Below are 21606 nucleotides of genomic sequence, written 5' to 3'. Positions count from 1 at the left end.
TTTTCCCCTCCCTTATTCAGCCGCGAGGGCGCGCGGCAGAGTCGCGTTCTGGATGACGCGCCAAATCCGGTTCGGTGTCGCGGGCATGTCCACGTGCGTCACGCCAAGATGTGACAGCGCGTCGACCACGGCATTGATCACGGCGGCGGGCGAGCCGATCGTGCCAACCTCGCCACATCCTTTCACGCCCAAAGGCGTATGGGTGCAGGGCGTCGAATGGGTCGAGACATCCATGTGCGGGCTCATGTCGGCGCGCGGCATGCAATAATCCATGAAGGAGCCGCTGAGCAGCTGGCCCGACTGGTCGTCGTAAATGGCCGCCTCGCAGAGTGCCTGGCCGATGCCTTGCACGATCCCTCCGTGCAATTGGCCCTCGACGATCATCGGGTTGATCACGGTTCCGACGTCGTCGACGCCAGTGTACCTCTCGATCCTCACCACACCGGTGTCCGGGTCGATCTCGACTTCGCAGATGTGCGCGCCGCCCGGGTAGGTGAAATTGATCGGGTCGTAATAGGCCTGTTCCTCCAAACCGGGTTCGAGCACTTCGAGCGGATAATTGTGTGGCACATAGGCGGCCAGCGCGATCTCGACGAAGCTCTTGGTTCGGTCCGTACCGGCGACCGAGAACACGCCCGCTTCGAATTCGATGTCCTGCTCGCCCGCTTCGAGGAGATGGGCGGCGATCTTGCGGCCCTTCGCGATGACCTTGTCGCTCGCCTTGTTGAGGGCTGAGCCGCCCACCACGAGGGAGCGCGAGCCGTAGGTCCCCATCCCGAACTGCACCTTGTCGGTGTCGCCGAAGACGATGTCGACATTCTCGAATGGAATGCCGAGCCGTTCCGAGACGATCTGGGCGAAGGTCGTCTCGTGCCCTTGCCCGTGATTGTGGGTGCCGATCAGCACCGTGACCTGACCTGTCGGGTGAACCCGCAGGGTCGCGCTTTCGTAGAGGCCTCCACGCGCGCCGAGTCGGCCTGCGAAGCGGGATGGAGCAAGCCCGCAGGCTTCGACGTAGGTAGAGTAACCCAGACCCCGAAACCTGCCGGCAGCCCTCGACGCAGCCTTGCGGGACGCGAAGCCCGCCACATCCGCCACGGTCTCGGCACGGTCGAGACACCCCACGGGATCGCCCGAGTCGTATTCGACCAGAACCGGTGTCTGATAGGGGTAGGCCTCCTTGGGGATCATGTTGCGACGCCGCAGTTCGACCCGGTCGATGCCCATGTCGGCTGCTGCAACATCGACGATCCGCTCGACCACGAACGTGGCTTCGGGGCGGCCTGCGCCGCGATAGGCATCGACCGGCACAGTATTGGTGAAGACGACCTTCACGTTGCAGTAGATGGCGGGCGTCGTGTAGACGCCGCCCAGCAGGGGCGCATAGAGGTTGGTGGGGATATTCGGCCCGAAGGTCGATAGATAGCCGCCCATATTGGCGAGCGTGTGCACCCGAAACCCGAGGAACTTGCCGTTCTCGTCAAGCGCGAGCTCCGCTTCGGTCACGTGGTCACGCCCCTGGCGGTCGGACATGAAACCTTCCGCCCGGTCCGAGACCCATTTGACCGGCACACCGACCTTCTTCGCCGCCCAGGTAATCACGGCTTCTTCGCCGTAGAGGAATTGCTTGACCCCGAAGCCGCCACCCACATCCGGCGCGACCACCCGCACCTTTTGCTCGGGAATCTTGAGCACGAGCGCGCTCATCAGCCAGCGCACGACATGGGGAAATTGGCTCGTCGTGAAGAGCGTGTAATGGCCATTCCCGGGATTGTACTCGGCAAGTGCGGCGCGCGGCTCCATGGGATTGCCGATGAGGCGATTGTTGATCAGACTGAGCCGCGCCACATGGGCCGCTTTCGCAAAGGCGGCGTCGGTCGCGGCTTCGTCACCCAAAGCCCAATCGCAGCACAGGTTGCCGGGAACGTCGTCGTAGAGTTGCGGCGCGCCGTCGCTCACCGCCTCAAGCACCCCAACGACGGCCGGCAACTCCTCATAATCGACGATCACCAACTCGGCTGCGGCACGGGCTTGTTCGATCGACTCGGCGATCACAAAGGCCACCATGTCGCCGACGAAGCGAACCTTGCCCTGCGCCAGGATCGGGAAGGACGGCTCCTTCATGGGCACGCCGTCCTTGCCCGTGATGGCCCATCCGCAGGGGAGTGAACCAAGGCCATCAGCCGCAACGTCCTGGCCGGTGAGTACCGCCAGCACGCCGGGCGCCTGCAGGGCTGCCGAGGCATCGATGCCCTTCAGCACCGCATGGGCGTGCGGCGAGCGAACGAAGACGCCGATGGCCATGTCCAGCCGCTTCATGTCGGCTACATATTGTCCGCGGCCGGTGAGGAAACGGAGGTCTTCCTTGCGGAGCGGAGCGGCTCCAACGCCAGTGATGGTGGCCATGTGTTCTGCTCCCTCAGGCGGCTGCGGCCGTGGTCGAAGCCGCCATGGCGGCAGCACCGGCCTGAATGGCCTTGACGATGTTCTGGTAGCCCGTGCAGCGGCAGATGTTGCCTTCCAGGCCCTCGCGGATCTCGGCTTCGGTCGGCACCGGATTGTGATTCACGAGGTCGATGGCGGTCATCACCATCCCGGGTGTGCAGAAGCCGCATTGCAGGCCGTGTTGCGTGTGGAAGGCTTCCTGCATGGGATGCAGCTTTTCGCCTTTGGCGAGGCCCTCGATGGTCGTCAGCGATCGACCGGCCAAGACCGGGGCGAGAAGTGTACAGCTCTTCACCGCCTCGCCGTCGAGCAGCACCACGCAAGCGCCGCATTGACTCGTGTCGCAGCCCACATGAGTGCCGGTGAGGTTCATATGATCGCGCAGCAGGTCCGAGACGAGGGTCGAGGAAGGCACATCCGCTGTCCGGGACCGGCCGTTGAGCGTGAACGAAATGGGCATGAGCGGCTCCTAGGGCGCGGGTTCAGGCGAGAAGGCGGGCGTGGTCGGCGGGCCAGGCGGCCATCACGACGTCGCCGATATCGAGCGGATCGTGAAAGAAGGTGCGTTCGGGCACGTAGGCGACAAATTCATCCGACCCGACCGGATCGAGCATCACCTTCACGAAATTGCCCTGGTACTCGATCCCCATCACCCGGCTCGCCAACGATGAGGTATCGCCTGCAAGGGTTGCGCCGGGGCGCAGCAGGTTGATGTCATCGCGGCGGACAGCGACATCGATTGCATCGCCCTGTTTCACGCGCGCGCCACAGAGCGGGATGGCCACCTGCTTCATCTCGGACGCCTGCAGCACGATCCGGTCGCCATTCACGGTCCCGACCCGGCCCGAGAACACGTTCTGTCCGCCCAGAAACTCGGCGACATAACGGTCCTTCGGTGCGGCATAGACATCGCGCGCCGCGCCGGACTGCTTGATCTGGCCCTTCTCCATCACGACCACGATGTCGGCGAGCGCGATCGCCTCCAGCTGCGAATGGGTGACGTGGATGAACGTGATGCCGAGTTCGCGCTGCATCCGACGGAGTTCGGATCGCATCTGGATGCGCAACTGTTCGTCGAGCGCCGAGAGCGGCTCGTCGAGAAGCAACACGCGCGGTTCGGTGATGGCGGCCCGGGCGAGCGCGACACGCTGCTGCTGGCCGCCCGAGAGTTGGCCCGGAAGGCGGTCGCGCAGCTCCGTCAGCCGCACCTTCTCGATCATGGCGTCGGTCAGCCGATAGCGCTCGGCCTTGTCTTGGCCGCGCACCCGCAGCGCGAAGGCGATGTTGTCCCGCACCGACAGGTGCGGGAAGAGCGCGTAGGACTGAAACATCATGGCGGTTCCGCGCTCCACCGGCGGCAGGCCCACCACATTCTCGCCGCCGATCAGGATCTCGCCGTCGGTTGGATCCTCGTGGCCGGCGATCATACGTAGGATCGTGGTCTTGCCGCATCCAGACGGGCCGAGGAAGCAGCAATAGGCGCCGTCGGGGATCTTCAGGTTGACGCCCTGCACCACGGGTGTGACCCCGTCGTAGCTCTTCGTGAGACCCGCCAGTTCGATGGCGCCGCGCTGGATTGCCATGGTGGACCTCAATGCATGGGAGCGCGTTGGCCGCGCCGCTTCTGCATCAGCACGATCGTACCCAGACTGATGCCGATGACGAGAAAGGAGATGACGGTCGTGACCGTGCCGAGCGCATAGAGCGACGGCGAAGTGACGTTCATCGTCATGCTCCAGATTTCGAGGGGAAGCGTGTTCTGTGGTCCGGCGGTCTGCAGCGTGCGAGCGAATTCGTCGTAGGACAGCGTGAAGCCGAAGAGCGCGACCGCAACCAGGCCCGGCGCCAGCACCGGCACGATGACGAGCCGGATGGTTTGCCAGCGCGTCGCGCCGAGATCGTAGGCCGCTTCTTCCCAGGCCGGATTGAAGCGCGACATCACGGCGAACATCACGAGCACGCCGAAGGGCAGCGTCCAAGAGAGCTGCGCGCCCAACGCCGATCCCCACCAGGACGTGTCGATGCCGAGAAAATTGAACATCAGGCCTACGCCGATGCCGAGGACGAGGCCGGGTGCTACGAGCGAGCCGATCATCAGCGCGAAGACGATGTTGTCGCCGGGGAAGCGGCGGCGGAACGCCATGGCCGAAAGGAACGAGACGACGACGGTGATGGCCGTGACCAGGATGGCGAGCTTGATGGAGCGGCTGAAGGCGCCTTTAACATCGCCGGTGCGGACCTGCGTGAAGAGGTCGACGAACCAGTGCAGCGAGAAACCCTTCATCGGGAAGACCAGTCCGCCGCGCACATCCTGGAACGACAGGATGTAGATGCAGATCATCGGGCCGTAGAGGGCGAGGACGTAGAAGACGAAGAGGGCCGTGAGGGCATAGAAGGTCCAGGGCCGCCTGCCCTTGCTGGGTGCGATAGCGCGGCGCTTGGCATGGGTCTTCGCGGCCGGCATCGCCGCCGGGGCCGCGCTCACGAGGTAATCTCCTTGCGGATGTCGACCGTGCGCAGGATGAGGGCCACCGAGGTCATGAGAATGACCGTGAGGACGACCGCGCTCGCCGCGGCCCCAGGATATTGCAGCACTCCGATGTCCTCATAAAAGGCGCCGACCACCGAGGCAGAACCGCCGCCGGACATCACCTTGGTGACGAAGAAGTCGCCCATCACGATGGCCACGACGAAGATGGTACCGAGGGCGATGCCGCTCTTCGACAGCGGAATGACGATGAGCCGCAGGATGTCGAAGCGGCTCGCCCCGGCGTCGACAGCCGCCTCGATCACGCGCTTGTCGATGCGCACCATGGAATTGAAGATCGGCACGATCATGAAGATCGTCAGCTGGTGCACATAAGCGACCACAACGGCGAAGCTCGAATAAAGCAGAAATCCAAGCGGCTCGTGGATGAGCCCGATCTTGATCAGGGCCGTATTGATGAGCCCTTCTTTGCCAAGCAGGGGAATCCAGGAAATCATTCGGATAATGTTCGAGGTCCAGAACGGGACCGTGCAGAGCAGGAAAAGGCCGATGGCCAGCAGTTGGTTCTTCACGTGGAAGACCAGGTAGTAGGCGATAAAAAATCCAAGCAGGAGCGTAAATATCCAGGTCAGGACCGTGAATTTGATGGTCTCGTAGTAGAGATTGAAAGTCAGGGTCGACGTGAAGACGTTCAGATAGTTGCTCAACGTAAAGGTCGGGATCAGGCCGCCAAACCCGTCCGTGTCGAACACGCTCGCGATCAGCACGACGACGATCGGCACGACGAAGAACGGGATCAGGACGAGGACGAGCGGCGCGACATAGAGCCAGCTCACGACGGGTTTGCTGAGGCGCATAAGCGCTCCGTAACAGGCAGGGTTCAGCCAGGCACCCCTTCTCCCCTAGCGGGAGAAGGGGCATCGCGGGCGCTTACGCGACCTTGAAGTCGTTCCAGCGCTTGTTCATGTAGGCGGCTTCGTCCATCAGCGTGTTCCAGCACGAGATGTTGGTGACGCGCTCGGTGAAGGAGCCGCCGTCGCGCACCGTGCCGGCCTTTTCCATCGCCACGCCATAAGGATCCTTCACCTCTTCCGGCGCCGGCTTGCCTTCGTACCAGAAGGCATATTCGGCCGGCGTCATGAACTTCTTGGCGGTCGAAGGGACCGGGCTGTAGTAGCCGTAGCGGCTCACGAAGGCGCCCTGCCAGCCGGACATGTACCAGTTCATGTATTCATAGGCCGCTTCGAGCTTCTTGCCCGTGAGATGCTTCATCAGGCCCATGCCGTTGCACCAGCCGCGATAGCCTTCCTTGCCGTTCTTGATGTTGACCGGGGCATAGGTGCAGGGAATTTGCTTGACCCGCACCGCCGCGACCGCCGGCGACCACATCGACTGGATCACCACTTCGCCCGCCGCCATAAGCTGCACCGACTGGTCAAAGGTGGTCCAGGTGGCCCGGAAGTGCCCATCCTTCTTGAGCTCGATCAGCTTGTCGCAGGTGAAGTCGATCTCCTTCTTGGTCATGTTGCCTTTGTTGGCATAGGTGATCAACCCGGCGCTCTCGAAGGTGAGTGCGGCGTCCATGATGCCGATGGCCGGCACGTCGAGGATGGCGGCCTTGCCCTTGAACTTGGGGTCGATCAGGTCCTTCCACTCGGTCACGGTGTGGCCGACGAGGTCGGGCCGGTAGCCGATCGAATCTGCATTATAGACTTGTGGCACATTGGTGAGCCACTCGGTCACGCCGTCATGCAGCTCGGTCGCGTCCGGCTTGGCAAGATAGAGCGCCTCGTAAGGCGAAATGCCTTGGCGCGGGATCTTGTGGCCGTCGAGCTCGCCCTTCGTGAAGATCGGCAGAAAGTTGTCGAACTCCTTGATTTTCTTCGCTTCGATCCCCTGGATCACGCCGCGCTTGGCGGCAAGCTTGGCCTGCCAGCCTTCGAGGTCGGCGATGTCGACCGTGTTGGGCTGCGTGATGAAGCGGTTGATGGCCGCTGAAGTGTCGAGGTTCTGCATCGTGACCTTGAAGCCGAGATCCTTCGAGGCCTGGTCACCGATGGCCTTCACGACCGAATAGGACACGCCCACATGGCGCAGTTCGATGTCCTTGATCTCCTGCGCCCAGATGGTCGGGAAGCCGGTTATGGCGCCCGAGCCGGCGGCGGCGCCCGCGACCGCGGCACCGACCTTCAGAAATGAGCGACGGCTCACATGGTTCTCGGCTTCGTCTACCTTCGGCGCAATACCATCCGGGTTGTCGCTGATCATCAGATCATCCTCAGGTAACAGGTTATTCCTGAGTGAAGGATGCTTTGTATTGAATATAAGAAGCAAATTAAAAGGCCAAAGGCGGCCCATAACTCAAATTTATGATCCCTTTATCTGCGAAGTATTTCACCATTGCGCCCCGAAATCTTCTCCGCTGATCAACAATGATGCAGGCTTTTGGATGGTCGTGGGACCTCGAAGCTCCGCCGGATGATCCCTCGCGAGCTGCAAACGTGTCTCAACGCGCGCTGATGCACGAGCGAAGACGCTGAATTGTGAAGGGGTGCCGGATCCAGCGGCGTGTGGGCGGGTCCTACGACGAGCCAGTCTGGATGGAAACGAGCAAGCCAGGCGGCAGACTACGTCTGGGGACAAAACGGGGCCGAGCGCAACGGACTCGACCCCTCCGAAACTATTGGACCGATCCGGCTCTTAGATGTTCGCCTTGTCGAGCGCGCGACGCGCCATGACACCGATGAGATGCGCACGGTAGACCGCATCTGCATGGATGTCCGAGTTCAGGCCGTCCGGGGACATCTTGACCGCCTTGATGGCATCAGCCGAGAAGTTCGCCGCGAGTGCCTGTTCGAAGTCCTGCGCCCGGAACACGCCATTCGCCCCGGCCCCCGTCACCGTGACCCGAACGCCCTCAGCCGTCTTGGCCACGAAGACACCGACCATCGCGTAGCGCGACGCGGGATTGCGAAACTTTTCGTAGCCGGCTTTCTCGGGCTTTGGAAAATGGATGGCAGTGATAATCTCGCCAGCTTCGAGCGCCGTCTCGAAGAGACCGGTGAAGTAGTCGGCGGCAGCGATCTGGCGCTTGGTCGTGCGGATGGTGGCCCCGAGGGCGAGGCAGGCGGCCGGATAATCGGCAGCCGGATCATTGTTGGCTACCGAACCTCCCATCGTGCCGCGCGAGCGAACCGCGGGGTCGCCCACGACGCTTGCCATCGCGGCCAATGCCGGGATCACCCGCTTCACGATAGGATCTTCGGCGACTTCGCCGTGCCGCGTCATGGCGCCGATCGTCACGCCGCCAGCTTCTTCGGTCACACCCGAGAGCTGGTCGCGCAAAGCGCCGAGATCGATCAGCGCGCTGGGGGCAGCAAGCCGTTGCTTCATCGTCGGAAGCAGCGTGTGGCCGCCGGCCAGGAGCTTGGCGTCGCCATCGCCGAGCATTGCCATGGCGTCGTCGAGGGAGGTGGGGCGTTGATAGGTGAAGGCGTACATGGGTCTCTCCTATTCGGCCGCCATGCGGGGTTGAACCTCCTGCACGGCCCTCCAGACTTTCAGCGGCGTCGCCGGCATCGCGATGTTCTCGTGCCCGAGAGCATCGGTGATGGCGTTGATCACGGCGGGCGGCGCCGCGATCGCGCCCGCCTCGCCGCATCCCTTGATGCCGAGCGGATTGGACGGGCAGCGGGTCTCTGTCGTCTCCACCTTCAGGGACGGAAAGTCGTAGGCGCGCGGCATGCAGTAATCCATGTAGCTCGCCGTGAGCAGCTGACCGTCTTCGTTGTAGACCGTGCCTTCCAGCAGCGCCTGACCGACGCCTTGAGCAATCCCGCCATGCACCTGGCCCTCGACAATCATCGGGTTGATCACGATCCCGAAATCGTCGACCGCCACCCAATTCTCGATGCGCGTCACACCCGTGTCGGGGTCGATCTCGCATTCGCAGATGTGGACGCCGGCCGGGAAGGTGAAGTTGGTGGGATCGTAGAAGGCACCTTCCTTCAGTCCGGGTTCCAGGTCCTGCCCGTTGAACTTGTGGGCCACATAGGCCTGCAGGGCGACGGATGCGAAATCGATCTCCTTGTCGGTGCCTTTGACCGTGAACTTGCCGTCCTTGAACTCGATGTCATCGGGGGAGGCTTCGAGCACGTAGCCGGCCACTTTCTTGGCCTTGGCCTCGACCTTGTCGAGCGCCTTGACGATAGCGGACATGCCCACGGCACCCGAGCGCGAGCCATAGGTGCCCATGCCCATCTGCACCTTATCGGTGTCGCCGTGAACAATGGTCACGTTGTCGATCGGGATGCCGAGGCGTTCGGAGACGAGCTGGGCAAAGGTCGTCTCGTGGCCCTGGCCGTGGCTGTGCGAGCCGGTCAGGACCTCGACGGTGCCGACCGGGTTCACCCGCACCTCGGCAGATTCCCAGAGGCCGACGCCCGCGCCCAGCGATCCGACCGCCGCCGAAGGGGCAATGCCGCAGGCTTCGATATAAGCTGAAAAGCCGATGCCCCGGAGACGGCCACGGCGTTGTGCCTCCGCCTTGCGGGCCGGAAAGCCCTTGTAGTCGATCAGCTCCAGCGCCTTGTCCATCGAGGCGCCGTAGTTGCCGGCGTCGTAGCACATGATGACGGGGGTCTGGTGCGGATAGCTGGTGACGAAGTTCCTGCGCCGGAACTCCGCGGGATCGAATCCAAGTTCCCGCGCCGCCACCTCGACGATCCGTTCGATCACGAAGGTCGCCTCGGGTCGGCCGGCGCCCCGATAGGCGTCGACCGGAGCCGTGTTGGTATAGACCGCGTCGACTTCGCAGTAGATCGCCGGAATGTTATACTGACCCGAGAGCAACGGCGCATAGAGATAGGTCGGCACCGACGACGAGAAGGTCGACAGATAAGCGCCGAGATTGGCCGTCGTATGCACCCGGAGGCCGATCATCATGCCATTGGCATCGGTCGCGAGTTCGGCATGGGTGACATGGTCGCGGCCATGGGCGTCCGACAGGAAGGCCTCGGTCCGGTCGCTGTTCCACTTGACCGGCCGATTGACCTTCTTGGCGGCCCAGACGCAAACGGTTTCTTCCGCATAGATGAAGATCTTCGAGCCGAAACCACCGCCGACATCCGGCGCGATGACCCGAAGCTTGTTTTCCGGTGCGATGCCGTTGAAGGCGGAGAGAACGAGCCGGGCGACATGCGGGTTCTGGCTGGTGGTGTAGAGCGTGAAGCTGTCGGCCCCGTCATCGTAGTCGCCCACCGCGGCCCGGGGCTCCATGGCGTTCGGGATCAGCCGGTTGTTGACGATATCGAGCTTGGTGACATGCGCGGCCCGGGCAAAGGCCGCCTCGGTCTCGGGCTTGTTCCCGAGGTGCCATTCGAACACGGTATTGTCGGGCGCGACCTCATGCACCGGCTCGCCGCCGACCGAGCGGGCCGACCCGGTATCGACGACCGCCGGCAGCACGTCGTAGTCGACGTTGACCTGCTCGCCGGCCTCGCGGGCCTGCGCATAGGTTTCGGCGATGACGACGGCGACATGATCGCCGACATAGCGCACCTTGCCCTGCGCGAGCGCCGGATGCGGGCCTGCCTTCATGGGCGAGCCGTCCTTCGAATGGATCATCCAACCGCAGATCAGGCCGCCGATCTTGTCGGCCGCGATATCTTCGCCCGTGAAGATGGCGACGACGCCAGGCGCGCGCTCCGCCTCCGCCTTGTCGATGCGGTTGATCTTGGCATGCGCGTGGGGCGAACGGACGAAGTAGGCATAGGCTTGGCCGGGACGGTTGATATCGTCCGTGTAGTGGCCCTTGCCGGTGATGAAGCGGAAATCTTCCTTGCGGCGAACAGAAGCGCCGATACCGGTTGCACTCATGGGTTCCTCCTCGCGGCAGGACCCGGGTCTCACGTCTTGCTGCGTGGGTTTCGCCGGGCCGCCGTTGAAAACGGGATGCTGGCTATTCGGCGGCTTGCTTGAAGGCTGTCTCGCCCATGGCCTGGGCACCCGCTGCGACGGCTTTGACGATGTTGTGATAGCCCGTGCAGCGGCAGATATTGCCTTCGAGATCCTCGCGGATCGTGTGCTCGTCGAGGTCGGGGCCGCGGCGGTTGACCATGTCGACCGCCGTCATGATCATGCCCGGCGTGCAGAACCCGCATTGCAGGCCATGATGCTCGCGGAAAGCCTCCTGCATGGGGTGCAGCGTGCCGCCGGCGGCAAGCCCTTCAATGGTCGTCACGGCACTGCTCTCACAGGCTACCGCCAGGATCGTGCACGATTTGACGGCGTTCCCGTCGATATGCACGACGCAGGCGCCGCACTGGCTGGTGTCGCAACCCACGTGGGTTCCGGTCAGCCTGAGATTGTCTCGCAAAAACTGAACCAGCAGCGTCCGCGGATCGACGTCACGCGATACGGCTTTGCCGTTCACCGTCATGGCAACAAGCATCGTTTCCCCCGATCCCATCGGATCCTCAAATCGGACGTTCGTGCCAGGGACCTCACATAGGTCGCCCAGCCGCCCACCGCGCTTTGCGAGCACGCCTTCCAGGAACGTTGAACCGCACCTTGGAATTAGGCCAATGATAGATAGGCGTTGGAGGGCCGGTCAAGCGTAAGTCTGCGAACGGCGTCGAGACCGTATCCGGCGCACCTCCCGCCGAACGGTGACTCATCAGCGTGCGTCGGATCTCGAATGTGGAGGCCACCGAAGGGGCGACGGACCTCGTCCACGTGGCTGGGTCTTGAAGGGAGCAACCTCCGCCTGACCGAGCTATCAAAGCCCGTGGGCGAACATCCGGTACGTCGCGCGACAAAGATTGCCGCTCTCCCCACTGGGCCGCTCGACGCGGCCGTTCTCCGAGCGCGAATCGATTTTGACCCAGGCCGGCGAAGCGGACCGGGCAACATTGAGCTGATCGAGCGGTTCGCAGAGAGCGGGACCATCTCGGCCGGCACCCGCCAGATGCGTATGTCTTACGCGACGGCCGGGCTGCTGGTCGACATGCTTGACGCAATCCTCGGCAGAGCGATCGTCACGCGACAGATGGGCGGGCGCCGTGGTGCGCACGTCATTTTTAAATCCTTGCGCCGAACTCTCGTTGAGCGGTAACGCGCGGCAGCAGCGGTTGCGCACGATGACTTGGTCGCTTTGCCCTTACAGGTCGAAATCCAACGCTCGGACAACGACCCGACCGAGGCGGCCGGCCAAGCGGCCGCCTCGATCCCGGCGATCAGGCTGCCCGCAGCGCCGCCGCGACGCGCGACGGCGTTGCCGGCATGTCGATGTGCCTGATGCCACGGGCCCGGTCGAGCGCATCGACAACGGCGTTCATCACCGCAGGGCAGGCACCGATCGTCCCGGCCTCGCCCGCCCCCTTCAAACCGAGGGGATTGGTCGTCGAAGGGATATTCCGGGTCTGGAAGTCGATCATCGGCACGTCGGTCGCGCGCGGAAGGCAATAGTCCATCAGCGTCGCGGTCAGCAGCTGTCCGTTGTCGCCGTAGACGGTACGCTCGAGCAGCGCCTGGCCGATGCCTTGCGCGATGCCGCCATGCACTTGACCGGCCAGGAGGATCGGGTTCAGCGTCACACCGAAATCGTCGCAGACCGTGTAGCGCTCGACTGTCGTGATTCCGGTATCCGGATCGATTTCCACTTCGCAGACGTGAGTGCCGTTCGGATAGGTGGCCTGCGGCGGCACGAATTCATCGCGCGCGCCCCGAACCGCCTCCGTCGCGCCCGGCAGCAGGGCCAGATCGGCGTAGCTGATGGCGCGATCCGTGCCCGCGACGCGGATGCCGCCGTCGCCGACTTCGAGATCGGCGATCGCGGCTTCCAGCTTCTCGGCGGCGAGCGTCTTCAATTGCCCCACGAGCTTTTCAGAGGCGCCCGCCACCATCACCGAACCGACCGGAATGGAACGTGACCCGCCTGTTCCGTGGCCGGTCTTCACGCGGTCCGTGTCCCCCTGTACGACGCGGATCTGGTCGAGCGGAACGTCGAGATATTGCGAGGCCGTCTGGGCATAGGCCGTGGCATGGCCCTGACCGTTCGACTGCGTTCCGACCAGCACCGTGAACGTCCCGTCCGGTTCGAGCGACACGCTGCCGTCCTCGCCTTCGCCCCAGGCCGTGCACTCGATGTAGCTCGCGAATCCGAGGCCACGCAGCTTGCCGCGCGCCTTGGCCTCCGCCACGCGGGCTTCGATCCCCGCCGCATCCGCCCGATCGAGCGCCTGCCGCATCGCGCCTTCGAAGTCGCCGACGTCATAGGTGCGGTCGGTCTGGGTTTTGTAAGGCATCTTCTGCGAAGGCACGAAATTCATGGCCCGCAGCGCCTCCCTTGGGATTTCGAGCTCACGCGCGCAGGTATCGACGAGACGCTCCAGCACATAGGCGGCCTCCGGGCGGCCCGCGCCCCTGTAGGCGTCGACCGGCACCGTATGCGTGTAGACACCCCGGCAGCGGACGTGAATGACGGGAATGTCGTAGGCGCCGGTCGCCATCGTGACGCCGAGCCAGGGGATGTAAGGCCCGAACTGCGACAGATAGGCGCCGAGATTGCCGAGAATATCGATGCGAAGCGCCAGAAAGCGCCCTTCCGCGTCGAGCGCCATTTCGGCGGTCGTGAGATTGTCGCGGCCCTGTGCGTCGCCGAGAAAATGCTCTGTCCGGTCCGCGACCCAACTGACTGGGGCCCCGCAGCGCAGCGCCGCCTCGAGCAGCAGCGGATATTCGCGATACATGAAGGTCTTGGTTCCGAACCCGCCGCCCACGTCGGGCGTGACGACCCGGACTTTGTCCGGAGCGACCTTCAGGATCGTCTCGGCCAAGGTATCCCGCAGTCCGTGCACCCCCTGGCTGCCGGTGGTTAGGACGTAACGGCCATCCGGGTCGATCTCGGCTAAGGCCGCGCGCGGTTCCATGAAGTTCGCGACGAGCCGGTTGTTCTCGACGGTCAGTGAAACGACATGCGCGGCCGCGGCAAAGGCCGCGTCGGTCGCCGCCTTGTCTCCCATCGCATTGTCGTAGGCGACATTGCCGCCGACCTCCGGCCAAACCGGGACAGCGCCCGATGCGATCGCCGCCGGCATGTCGACCACCGCATCAAGCATATCGAAATCGATCGGCACCGCCTCGATGGCGTCTCGAAGCTCGGCCTCCGACGAGGCCACGATCATGACGATCGCATCACCGACGTGGCGGACGGTGTTCTGCGCGAGGAGCGGATACGGCGGCAGCACCATCTCGGTCCCGTCCGTGTCGGTCATGGGCGCGAGGCACGGCAATCCGCCCAAGTGGGAGATGTCGTCTGCCTCCAAAACGAGCTTCACGCCCGGCATGTCCCGAACGGCCGCAAGGTCGCCCAGCGTGAAGCGGGCATGCGCGTGCGGCGATCGATAGAAGCCGGCGACCAGGCCGCCCGGCCGAACGAGATCGGCCGTGTAGCGACCGACGCCCGTGATGAACTTCGCGTCCTCGATCCGCTTGATGGACTGCCCTATCCCAAACTTCATCGGCTTCATGACGATCGTTCCGTTCGATTCCCGGCGGTATTCAGCACCGCGCGGCCCCAACCAATGCTTTCGACCACAAAGCTTGAGCATGGCCCTGCGGTAAATAGTCGATCCGTGCCCAGGTCCACACTGTTCGCAGGCGAATTGCGTAGTCGCGTGCTCGATCTCTTCGGAGTGCTCAGCCGTGTTCCGAACGCGTCACGACGTCGAAGCCGTCCCAAAGGTCTTGCTGAACCACCCAGGTTTCTTGGCATCGGCCGCCTCAGCAACCACCTCTTCGACTTGCGGCGCCGGCGGTACAATCACTGTCCCGAGCTTCTCGAAGAATTCAGCAGACAATTTTTTGGCCGTGCCTTCGATCAAACGCGCGCCAAGCTGGGCGATCTTGCCGCCGACATCGGCTTTCACCGAATAATGCAGCAGGGTCGCCTCGCCCTCGCCCTCGGGCTCAAGGCGCACACCGGCCGAGCCTTTGGCGAAACCGGCGACACCGCCCGAGCCTTCGCCATTGATGCGGTAGGCGTGCGGTGGATCGAGATCGGACAAAGTGACGTTCCCGTTGAACGTGACCTTCATCGGTCCAATCTTCAGCGTCACCTTGGCCTTCATGGCCGTATCGGATGACTTCTCGATGGACTCGCACCCTGGGATGCACTGGCGCAACACCTCAGGGTCGTTCAATGCGGCATAAACGGTCTCGTTCGAGGCCTCGATCCGCTGTGTTCCGTTCAGATCCACTGGTATCCCCCCACCATTTGCAACCGGCCATCTCGTCCACGAGTGTGCCATAGCCAAAGGGCTTGATCATTCGGGCCATCCGGACACAAGCCGGGCTCTTCCGCAAGGGTCAGTTTTTACCCTGAGGCGGCCTACTCAGGATAGGCCAAAGCTGTGGACAAAGGCCGTCAAGCTTCGCTATCAGACACTCGGTCCGGTTCTGGACGAGCGTGCACGGCGTTGGTTTGCCGCGTGGAAAGCTCTGGCGGCGGCCGGGGCGGAATCGCGGCGGTGTCTGAAATGATGGGGGATCGCCCGCTGCACGACCGGGCGGGGCCTCGACGAGTTGCCGGGCTAGACCTCGAAGGCTCAAGGCGGCATCCGCCCTGCGGAGGGCGGTCGCAAACCCGTTAACGCGACCGATCCGGCGCTGCTCTGCGGCCTGGAGAAGATCATCGATCCAACGCGCGCGAAGATCCCCTGTCGCCGCTCAAATGGACGACCAAGAGTTTGAGTAAGCTCGCCGCCGCCTTGCAGGCGATGGCCATGGCGTGGGTCATGATGTCGTCGGGACACTGCTCAAGCGACTGGGCTGCGGCGCGCAACCGCTTGAGGACAAGCCGCTCGCTCTGGTGGTGCCGCTGACAACGTTCGCCAGCGACCTCGCGGCCAAAGGTCTTCCCTGGCACTCCAGGTCGCCGATCATCTGCGAATGCGAAGCGTTTGCAATTGCTGCGGCGATATTCCCGTCGATCAGGAATTGTGTGGCCGGGCTGGCGAAGGGTTTTCAGGTACGCGGGGCGCTATTGCCGGCATCATGGCTCAAGCGTGTATGAGCCGCGCCATATCTGGTCGGGCTCGCACCATTGAAAGTTGGTTTCAGGTGGCGTGAAGCACAACCCGTCGGACTCGAGCCTGGTCAAGCTGCTGCACTGGGCGCATAATTGTCCCGCGAAAAATGACGTTTGACGAGCGGCGTGAAGCCCGCGTGATGTGGCCCATTGACCGACGGCGTCGATCGGCGCGACACCTTGCGCCGCAAGGTAACGGGATAGGCCGCTCTCCGCAGAGCGAATCTGAATTCACGACAAGGGTCGCCACGTTTCCGGTGCTGGTCAAATCGGACTTGAAACCGGTACCGCCCATCGCGCCTAGGTGTTTGATCCCGGATTTTGATGGTGCAACTTTCACGCATGAGTGGAAGGAGGCGCTATGGGTCAGGTTCACCATGGCAGCGCCACGACGACAGCGGCAGTGCGTCGAGCGATACAGCATAGTCAAGAGAGCCTGAGATCGCTCGGCAAACGCTACGGGATCAACCCGAAGACCGTCGCGAAGTGGAAGAAACGGACCTCGACGGCCGATCGCAAGACCGGACCGGCGGCCCCCAAGTCGACGGTCCTGTCGGTCGAAGAGGAAGCCGTCGTGGTCGCGTTCCGTCAACACACGGTGCTGCTGCTCGACGACTGTCTCTACGCCCTGCAGCCCACGATCCCGCACCTGACGCGTTCGTCCCTGCACCGCTGCCTTCAGCGTCACGGCGTCTCCCGGCTGCCCGATGTCGAAGGCAACAAGCCAGGCAAGAGGAAGTTCAAGAGTTATCCGATCGGTTATTTCCACGTTGACATCGCCGAGGTGCAAACCGCAGAAGGCAAGCTCTACCTCTTCGTCGCCATCGACCGGACGTCCAAGTTCGCCTTCGTCAGACTCTGCCGCAAAGCCGGTAAGATGGTGGCCGCACATTTCCTCCGCGACCTGATCGTGGCGATCCCCTACACCATCCACACGGTGCCGACCGACAACGGCATTCAGTTCACCAATCGCGCCTGCGACCACTCCGCCTTCCACCACATCTTCGACTGCGTCTCGAACGAGAACGACATCGAGCATCGCCTGACCAAGTTGAAACACCCATGTACTAACGGTCAGGTCGAGCGGATGAACCGGACCATCGAGGACGCAACCGTCAAGCGCTTCCACTACGACAATCACGCGCAGTTGCAGCAGCACCTCGCCGACTTCATCGACGCCTACAACTTCGGACGGCGATTGAAGACCCTGAAGGGTCTCATCCGCTACGAAGCCATCTGCAAACAACGGACATCAGAACCACAACGGTTCAGGATCGACTCGATCCATCAAATGCCGGGACTAAACACCTAGCTACAATGCCAATGCGTCCTGGTGAATTTGCATGGGGATAGACCTTTCCGCTGCGGCTCAGTGGGGGATCGGCTCTAAACTGCCACTCGCCGACAACATTAGCTTCGCCCAAGCGATTCGAACGACCCGGAAGCGAGGTGATCGAGGATACGCCTCAGTGCCGCAACGTTGTTCTCGTCTTCGGCGCTCTCGAGCGCGTCCTGGAGCACCGCGCGGATGTGTTCGGCTTCGACCCGTTCCATCTCCCAGTTCGGATACAGACGCTCGCGCTTTTCCTCACTCCGGTTCAGCGAGACGATGTCGTAATGGCGCGAATCGCCATGCAGGCTCGCGATTAGTTCCTGCACCTCGGCGGCCGGCCCCTCGATCCATTGGAAGAAGACACCGCTACCGAAAACCAGCACCCCGGTGATGCCACGGGCGAGATTGCGGCGTTGAGCCGATTCGACGATGCGGCCGACCTCGACGTCGTCGACGCCATCGGCGGCACGGCTGCAGTAAACGAAATTGTAAAGCGCCGGCGCGTCGTCGTCGTCTAACTCAGCGCCGCCTGGAAAACCGATTTCGTCGAACATGGGTAAGCTCGCTCTGTCTATGCCAAGCGGGCCGTACCGCCCGGTGAGTGAGGGCCATGTTAGCGCATCGACCTGATTTGTGTAAGGAAGCGTTGGATCACCGCCCCTATCTGATGCGCGCTGAAAGCATGAGAGTCAGAGCGGATTTTCCTGTCGAGGTGTCGGCGCGATCAGCGCTGATGACGACTCAAGCTCGATCTCAATCAGACCATCCTGACGTGTTCGGGAAGGTCAGCAAACCACTCACCTGAGCCATTCAAGCGATCGACGTCCAACGGCTGCTTCGGAGCAGAGACGACGGCCCGGTGAAGAACCGGGATGGGCGCGAAAGCGCAGCCTCGATCCAACAAGTCTTGCTGCGCCTCTACGTTCAGATCTCGATCCGTTCAGACAAGGTCAGCGCGTCTTCGACATCCACGCCGAAATAGCGCACCGTGCTCTCGATCTTCGTATGCCCAAGAAGGATCTGCACCGCGCAAGTTGCCGGATTGCTTGTAGATAATCGACGCCTTCGTTCTCCGGACTGAATGGGTTGCATAGTCTTCAGGCCGCCACCCAGAACCGAACGGCCCAAACTTGCTGTGGCATGGGCGCTCGCTTGGCCCCGAGCTTTCGGCCGGCATTCCAGGGGCGTCGTTCTTTGACGCCTGGGTCAAATTCTAAGAGTCCGATCGTTGTTATCCCACGGCCGAAAGCGTCCGATGGAAGCACGGGCGATCAACCACGGACTGGTGGGCTTGGCCGTGAGAAGACGGTCCGCTCTGTATTGCAGATCGTGAAACACCGACACCGACCTGTATGGACCTCCAGACCAGGTAGATCGGTGGTCGAATTCGATGGCTTTGGAACGCTTGAAGCCGAGGGACAGGCCCCCGACTCATCGCTTGCGAAGGGGGCTTTGCACCAGGAGACCGGCCGCGGCTTCGATGACGCATGCGATGGCTGCCACCACAGCCGCCTTGTGGCAGGCCGTTATGAGATCGTCGCCGCTTAACGCCACGGCTCGCCCGAGGCACGCGGTTGCGATCAGCCCGGCGGTGCGGGCCGTGGCGTGGTTACAGCCGGAGGCTGCGCCTGGCAGACGAGGCTCGACCGTGGCCATTGCGGCCGCGGTTAGCGGGGCGACGGCAGCGGCACGACCCATTCCGATCGCGGCAAGCGCCGGTGGGAGCCCGGTCGCGTAAGACGAACCGGCGTTGACGCGCAGGATCAGCAGGAATCCGGCCGCGATGACCATGCAGCCCGCGACCAGCACCGGACGCGCACCGACACGCGCGGACAGGCTTCCGAACAGAGACGAAAGAGTTGCGAGCAGCACCGTCACAGGCAGCAGCGCCGCGCCGGCCGACACCGCCGACGCATGGCTGGCCTTCATCAACCCGTAAGGCAGGCGGAGCAACGTGCTCTGGCCCGATCTCTATTGCCGGCGAGGACCTGCTTTGTCATCGAAGCGAAGAGCAGGGCGGCGAGGGCGCCCCAGCGGCTGTAGTGGGTGATCGTCGTCAGGAAATCCCAGGCCGTGCCGCGCAGGACGAGCAACAGAAAGGCGACGAAGAGCAAGGCCAGGGCGCGTGAAATCCAATCGGTGCCGCCGTGGCTGCGGACCGCGGTGCAGGCGATGAGCAGCAGCCAGTAAGCGGCGAAGCCAATGCCGGCCGTGACCCCGATCGCGCTGGCGCGATAGCCCAGAGCCTCGGCGTAGTCCGCGCCGCCAAGCCGATTGGCAAACCAGTCGATCACCACGAAGGCGATCGCAAAATAGGGGATGGCCGCCAGCCAGACGCCGACGGCGACGGGCACGCACAGCGCGATCTTGCCGATATTCTTCATCGTGGTCTCCTCAAGACATGGACCGAGGCCGCCGGTCGCGGGCTCATGATCCAGGAGACGGAGGAGCAAAATTCTTTCGCGGGCCGACTTCGTTCGATCCGGACGCCGTGGCTTGGCCAGCGAGCCGCTGCGAAAAATCGACTGGCCTCCGTCTCCCTCGATGAGCCGTCATTCAGACGGGCTCTCGAAGGAGCACCGGTCCCATGCGCAAGCCTTTCCCGTTCAGCCGCCGGAGCCTGCCGGCTCTCGTCGCGGCCCCGATGATTCTTGGCGCGGTCACATTGTCCGCGCTCGCGTCACCCGCTTCGGCGGACACGTCCGTTTGCCCGCGGCACGATTATTGGCGGGGCTTCGCTGTGACGGCCGACAGCCATTCGGTCTTCGGCGTCACCACCGAAATGACGCATGGCGGCACGGTGGTCTTCCAGGTCAGCAAGACCGGGCAATTCATTCTCACCAATCCCAAATGGGATTTGACGGTCGGCAATCGGCAGCCGGTCCGCATGCAGGTGGGCGGCACCGACTACACGGCGGCGGCCATCGCCCGGTCACCGACCGAAGTGGAGGTTGTCGACATGGCGCCAGACACCCTCGACCTGTCGGACACGACGCCCGTCACGATCGACGTCGGCAACGGCACCGTGCATTGGACGCTGGACCTGAAAGGGTTCGACGCGGCGATGCAGGACGCCGTGAAGGCCTTCATGGGGACCTCGATCTGAGAAGAGCGGGAAGGCGGTCTCGAAGGATTGGCCAAGCTCTTGCCGATTTTTCGAGACGCCGGCGAGCCGCGGGCTGCTCAAGCCTGACTGAACATTCTACACCCTTATGCTGAGCAGTCCGCAGAGCGGGCGTGTCGAAGCATCGGCCACGTCTGAGGTACCTGCCGATCCTTGGACGCGGCCTCTGCGAGGCCTGCTCAGGATGAGGGGTCAGACTTCTTTCCGAGCAGCGTCTCGAAATCCAGCCCGGTGAGGCCCCCGAAGCGTGGGCCACCAACCATGCGGGGATCGGGAGGTCCCCGCGTGCGGCCTATTTCGCGGCGCTCGGCCAGGGCGGGACCGATTTCGTCTGGCCCGGCCGCAAGCCCCCGACGTGGCGAAGCATCTCCCCGTACTTCGGATCGCCTCGCTTGTATGTGAAGAATCCGTGGCCGGTGATGCCCCTCGCCGGATCCCGTGCGATCAGGAAAAACGTGAGGGTTCCGTCCGGCGCCATCTGCGCCGTTCCGATGCTCGCCTCCGCGGCGCGGGCATCGGCGCTCGCCGCACACACGGCCACCACGAGAACCGCGAGTATGAAGCGGCAAGGGTCTTCGGACACGGGCGTCTCCTCTCCCAATCTGGATGAGCACGCCGTGAAATGCCGCACGCGAGCATGGTCCGAATATGGAGAGCGGCTGGAATGACCTCCGCGTCTCCTAAAACCTCGCAGCCCTCCGTCCTCAGAGGTGATCGCCGCGCCGGGCTGCCGCCCGGTGCTGGCGGCTTCTCTCGAACGGAGACAGGTCATGACGCCATTTCAGCAGATCGCACCGGATCTGGTCCGGGACGGTCTGGTCAAGAACAAGGAGTGGGTGCCGATCGCGGGTGAACGGGCGGCCCAATGCTTCTCCGATCCCGAACTGCAACGGGTGGCCGCGTTTCTCGCGGCGCTTCATCCCTTCGCCATTGACTATATCGAGCAGGCGCCCGCGCTCGTGCTCGTGCTCGCCGCGTTGGGGAGCCGCCGGCTGGTAACCCGAGAGGGGCGCATGCACCTCGCGCAAAGCTTCATCGTGGTCTGCGAGGCGGGTCCGCGCCTGGGCAAATTGATGCGGCTCTATGGCCTCGCCCCAGAGCTTCGGGCCTTGAATGGTCACGTTCTT

General features: G+C 63.3%; 19 protein-coding genes and 2 pseudogenes. 4 read left to right on the top strand and 17 right to left on the bottom strand.

The features are described 5' to 3' along the window. Window positions 1-12: 12 nt before the first annotated feature. The 12 genes from M8523_RS22470 to M8523_RS22415 form a co-directional block, all read right to left on the bottom strand. Window positions 13-2406, bottom strand: coding sequence for a xanthine dehydrogenase family protein molybdopterin-binding subunit (locus M8523_RS22470; RefSeq protein ID WP_282587146.1), 2394 nt, complete (start codon window positions 2404-2406; stop codon window positions 13-15). Window positions 2407-2419: 13 nt separating this feature from the next. Beyond that, window positions 2420-2905 carry a (2Fe-2S)-binding protein gene (locus tag M8523_RS22465; RefSeq protein WP_282587145.1) on the bottom strand — a complete coding sequence of 162 codons (486 nt, stop codon included), beginning with the start codon at window positions 2903-2905 and terminating at the stop codon, window positions 2420-2422. Between the two features lie 22 nt (window positions 2906-2927). Beyond that, window positions 2928-4028: an ABC transporter ATP-binding protein gene (locus M8523_RS22460; protein ID WP_282587144.1), complete on the bottom strand. Its 1101-nt coding sequence runs from the start codon at window positions 4026-4028 to the stop codon at window positions 2928-2930. An 8-nt stretch (window positions 4029-4036) separates the two neighbouring features. Then, window positions 4037-4930 (bottom strand): ABC transporter permease, encoded by an 894-nt coding sequence (locus M8523_RS22455; protein WP_428351066.1) that lies wholly within the window; start codon window positions 4928-4930, stop codon window positions 4037-4039. Then, on the bottom strand, window positions 4927-5790 hold the full coding sequence (locus tag M8523_RS22450) for an ABC transporter permease (protein ID WP_282587143.1): 864 nt from the start codon (window positions 5788-5790) through the stop codon (window positions 4927-4929). Before M8523_RS22450 ends, M8523_RS22455 begins: the two co-directional genes overlap by 4 nt. Before the next feature lie 73 nt (window positions 5791-5863). After that, window positions 5864-7201, bottom strand: a complete 1338-nt coding sequence (locus M8523_RS22445) for an ABC transporter substrate-binding protein (protein ID WP_282587142.1) — start codon at window positions 7199-7201, stop codon at window positions 5864-5866. Between the two features lie 432 nt (window positions 7202-7633). Continuing rightward, window positions 7634-8434, bottom strand: coding sequence for an FAD binding domain-containing protein (locus M8523_RS22440; protein ID WP_282587141.1), 801 nt, complete (start codon window positions 8432-8434; stop codon window positions 7634-7636). Window positions 8435-8443: 9 nt separating this feature from the next. After that, entirely contained in the window at window positions 8444-10810 is a 2367-nt protein-coding gene (locus M8523_RS22435; protein WP_282587140.1) for a xanthine dehydrogenase family protein molybdopterin-binding subunit, read from the bottom strand. A gap of 82 nt (window positions 10811-10892) precedes the next feature. Then, window positions 10893-11402 (bottom strand): (2Fe-2S)-binding protein, encoded by a 510-nt coding sequence (locus M8523_RS22430; RefSeq protein WP_428351063.1) that lies wholly within the window; start codon window positions 11400-11402, stop codon window positions 10893-10895. A 309-nt stretch (window positions 11403-11711) separates the two neighbouring features. Continuing rightward, window positions 11712-12005 carry a hypothetical protein gene (locus M8523_RS22425; protein WP_282587139.1) on the bottom strand — a complete coding sequence of 98 codons (294 nt, stop codon included), beginning with the start codon at window positions 12003-12005 and terminating at the stop codon, window positions 11712-11714. Window positions 12006-12168: 163 nt separating this feature from the next. Then, window positions 12169-14463, bottom strand: a complete 2295-nt coding sequence (locus M8523_RS22420; RefSeq protein ID WP_282587138.1) for a xanthine dehydrogenase family protein molybdopterin-binding subunit — start codon at window positions 14461-14463, stop codon at window positions 12169-12171. 189 nt (window positions 14464-14652) lie between these two features. Beyond that, a complete protein-coding gene (locus M8523_RS22415; RefSeq protein WP_282587137.1) occupies window positions 14653-15192 on the bottom strand; it encodes an SRPBCC family protein in 540 nt (179 codons plus the stop codon). Window positions 15193-15722: 530 nt separating this feature from the next. Between M8523_RS22415 and M8523_RS22410 the strand changes: the two genes are divergently transcribed. Further along, window positions 15723-16007, top strand: a complete 285-nt coding sequence (locus M8523_RS22410; RefSeq protein WP_282587136.1) for a hypothetical protein — start codon at window positions 15723-15725, stop codon at window positions 16005-16007. 376 nt (window positions 16008-16383) lie between these two features. Next, a complete protein-coding gene (locus M8523_RS22405; protein WP_282587135.1) occupies window positions 16384-17334 on the top strand; it encodes an IS481 family transposase in 951 nt (316 codons plus the stop codon). A gap of 98 nt (window positions 17335-17432) precedes the next feature. Here the strand turns inward: M8523_RS22405 and M8523_RS22400 are convergent, their stop codons facing one another. From M8523_RS22400 to M8523_RS22385, 4 genes and pseudogenes are all read right to left on the bottom strand, one after another. Further along, window positions 17433-17909 carry a BLUF domain-containing protein gene (locus tag M8523_RS22400; RefSeq protein WP_282587134.1) on the bottom strand — a complete coding sequence of 159 codons (477 nt, stop codon included), beginning with the start codon at window positions 17907-17909 and terminating at the stop codon, window positions 17433-17435. 370 nt (window positions 17910-18279) lie between these two features. Then, window positions 18280-18466: pseudogene (locus M8523_RS22395) on the bottom strand (tyrosine-type recombinase/integrase); the annotation flags it as partial. Window positions 18467-18786: 320 nt separating this feature from the next. After that, entirely contained in the window at window positions 18787-19308 is a 522-nt protein-coding gene (locus M8523_RS22390) for an MFS transporter (protein WP_282587133.1), read from the bottom strand. Further along, window positions 19284-19739, bottom strand: a complete 456-nt coding sequence (locus M8523_RS22385) for a hypothetical protein (RefSeq protein WP_282587132.1) — start codon at window positions 19737-19739, stop codon at window positions 19284-19286. Before M8523_RS22385 ends, M8523_RS22390 begins: the two co-directional genes overlap by 25 nt. 203 nt (window positions 19740-19942) lie before the next feature. On the opposite strand from M8523_RS22385, the gene M8523_RS22380 reads away from it, so the two are divergent. Continuing rightward, a complete protein-coding gene (locus M8523_RS22380) occupies window positions 19943-20461 on the top strand; it encodes a hypothetical protein (protein ID WP_282587131.1) in 519 nt (172 codons plus the stop codon). Between the two features lie 310 nt (window positions 20462-20771). On the opposite strand, the gene M8523_RS22375 is transcribed toward M8523_RS22380, so the two are convergent. Then, on the bottom strand, window positions 20772-21062 hold the full coding sequence (locus tag M8523_RS22375) for a hypothetical protein (RefSeq protein ID WP_282587130.1): 291 nt from the start codon (window positions 21060-21062) through the stop codon (window positions 20772-20774). A gap of 187 nt (window positions 21063-21249) precedes the next feature. On the opposite strand from M8523_RS22375, the pseudogene M8523_RS22370 reads away from it, so the two are divergent. Further along, window positions 21250-21606, top strand: a pseudogene (locus M8523_RS22370) (hypothetical protein); the annotation flags it as partial.

Origin of the sequence: Lichenifustis flavocetrariae, from assembly GCF_026130545.1 — a bacterium.
Taxonomy (GTDB): Bacteria; Pseudomonadota; Alphaproteobacteria; order Rhizobiales; family Beijerinckiaceae; genus Lichenihabitans; species Lichenihabitans flavocetrariae.
The sequence above is the reverse complement of the archived record's forward strand: the minus strand, read 5'-3'. Positions and strand labels throughout refer to the sequence as shown.

Bases quoted from the DNA above. Each gene is read 5' to 3' on its own strand.
- M8523_RS22470 (WP_282587146.1), bottom strand. From the start codon at position 2,406: ATGGCCACCATCACTGGCGTTGGAGCCGCTCCGCTCCGCAAGGAAGAC.
- M8523_RS22465 (WP_282587145.1), bottom strand. From the start codon at position 2,905: ATGCCCATTTCGTTCACGCTCAACGGCCGGTCCCGGACAGCGGATGTG.
- M8523_RS22460 (WP_282587144.1), bottom strand. From the start codon at position 4,028: ATGGCAATCCAGCGCGGCGCCATCGAACTGGCGGGTCTCACGAAGAGC.
- M8523_RS22450 (WP_282587143.1), bottom strand. From the start codon at position 5,790: ATGCGCCTCAGCAAACCCGTCGTGAGCTGGCTCTATGTCGCGCCGCTC.
- M8523_RS22445 (WP_282587142.1), bottom strand. From the start codon at position 7,201: ATGATCAGCGACAACCCGGATGGTATTGCGCCGAAGGTAGACGAAGCC.
- M8523_RS22440 (WP_282587141.1), bottom strand. From the start codon at position 8,434: ATGTACGCCTTCACCTATCAACGCCCCACCTCCCTCGACGACGCCATG.
- M8523_RS22435 (WP_282587140.1), bottom strand. From the start codon at position 10,810: ATGAGTGCAACCGGTATCGGCGCTTCTGTTCGCCGCAAGGAAGATTTC.
- M8523_RS22430 (WP_428351063.1), bottom strand. From the start codon at position 11,402: ATGGGATCGGGGGAAACGATGCTTGTTGCCATGACGGTGAACGGCAAA.
- M8523_RS22420 (WP_282587138.1), bottom strand. From the start codon at position 14,463: ATGAAGCCGATGAAGTTTGGGATAGGGCAGTCCATCAAGCGGATCGAG.
- M8523_RS22405 (WP_282587135.1), top strand. From the start codon at position 16,384: ATGGGTCAGGTTCACCATGGCAGCGCCACGACGACAGCGGCAGTGCGT.
- M8523_RS22400 (WP_282587134.1), bottom strand. From the start codon at position 17,909: ATGTTCGACGAAATCGGTTTTCCAGGCGGCGCTGAGTTAGACGACGAC.
- M8523_RS22385 (WP_282587132.1), bottom strand. From the start codon at position 19,739: ATGAAGAATATCGGCAAGATCGCGCTGTGCGTGCCCGTCGCCGTCGGC.
- M8523_RS22380 (WP_282587131.1), top strand. From the start codon at position 19,943: ATGCGCAAGCCTTTCCCGTTCAGCCGCCGGAGCCTGCCGGCTCTCGTC.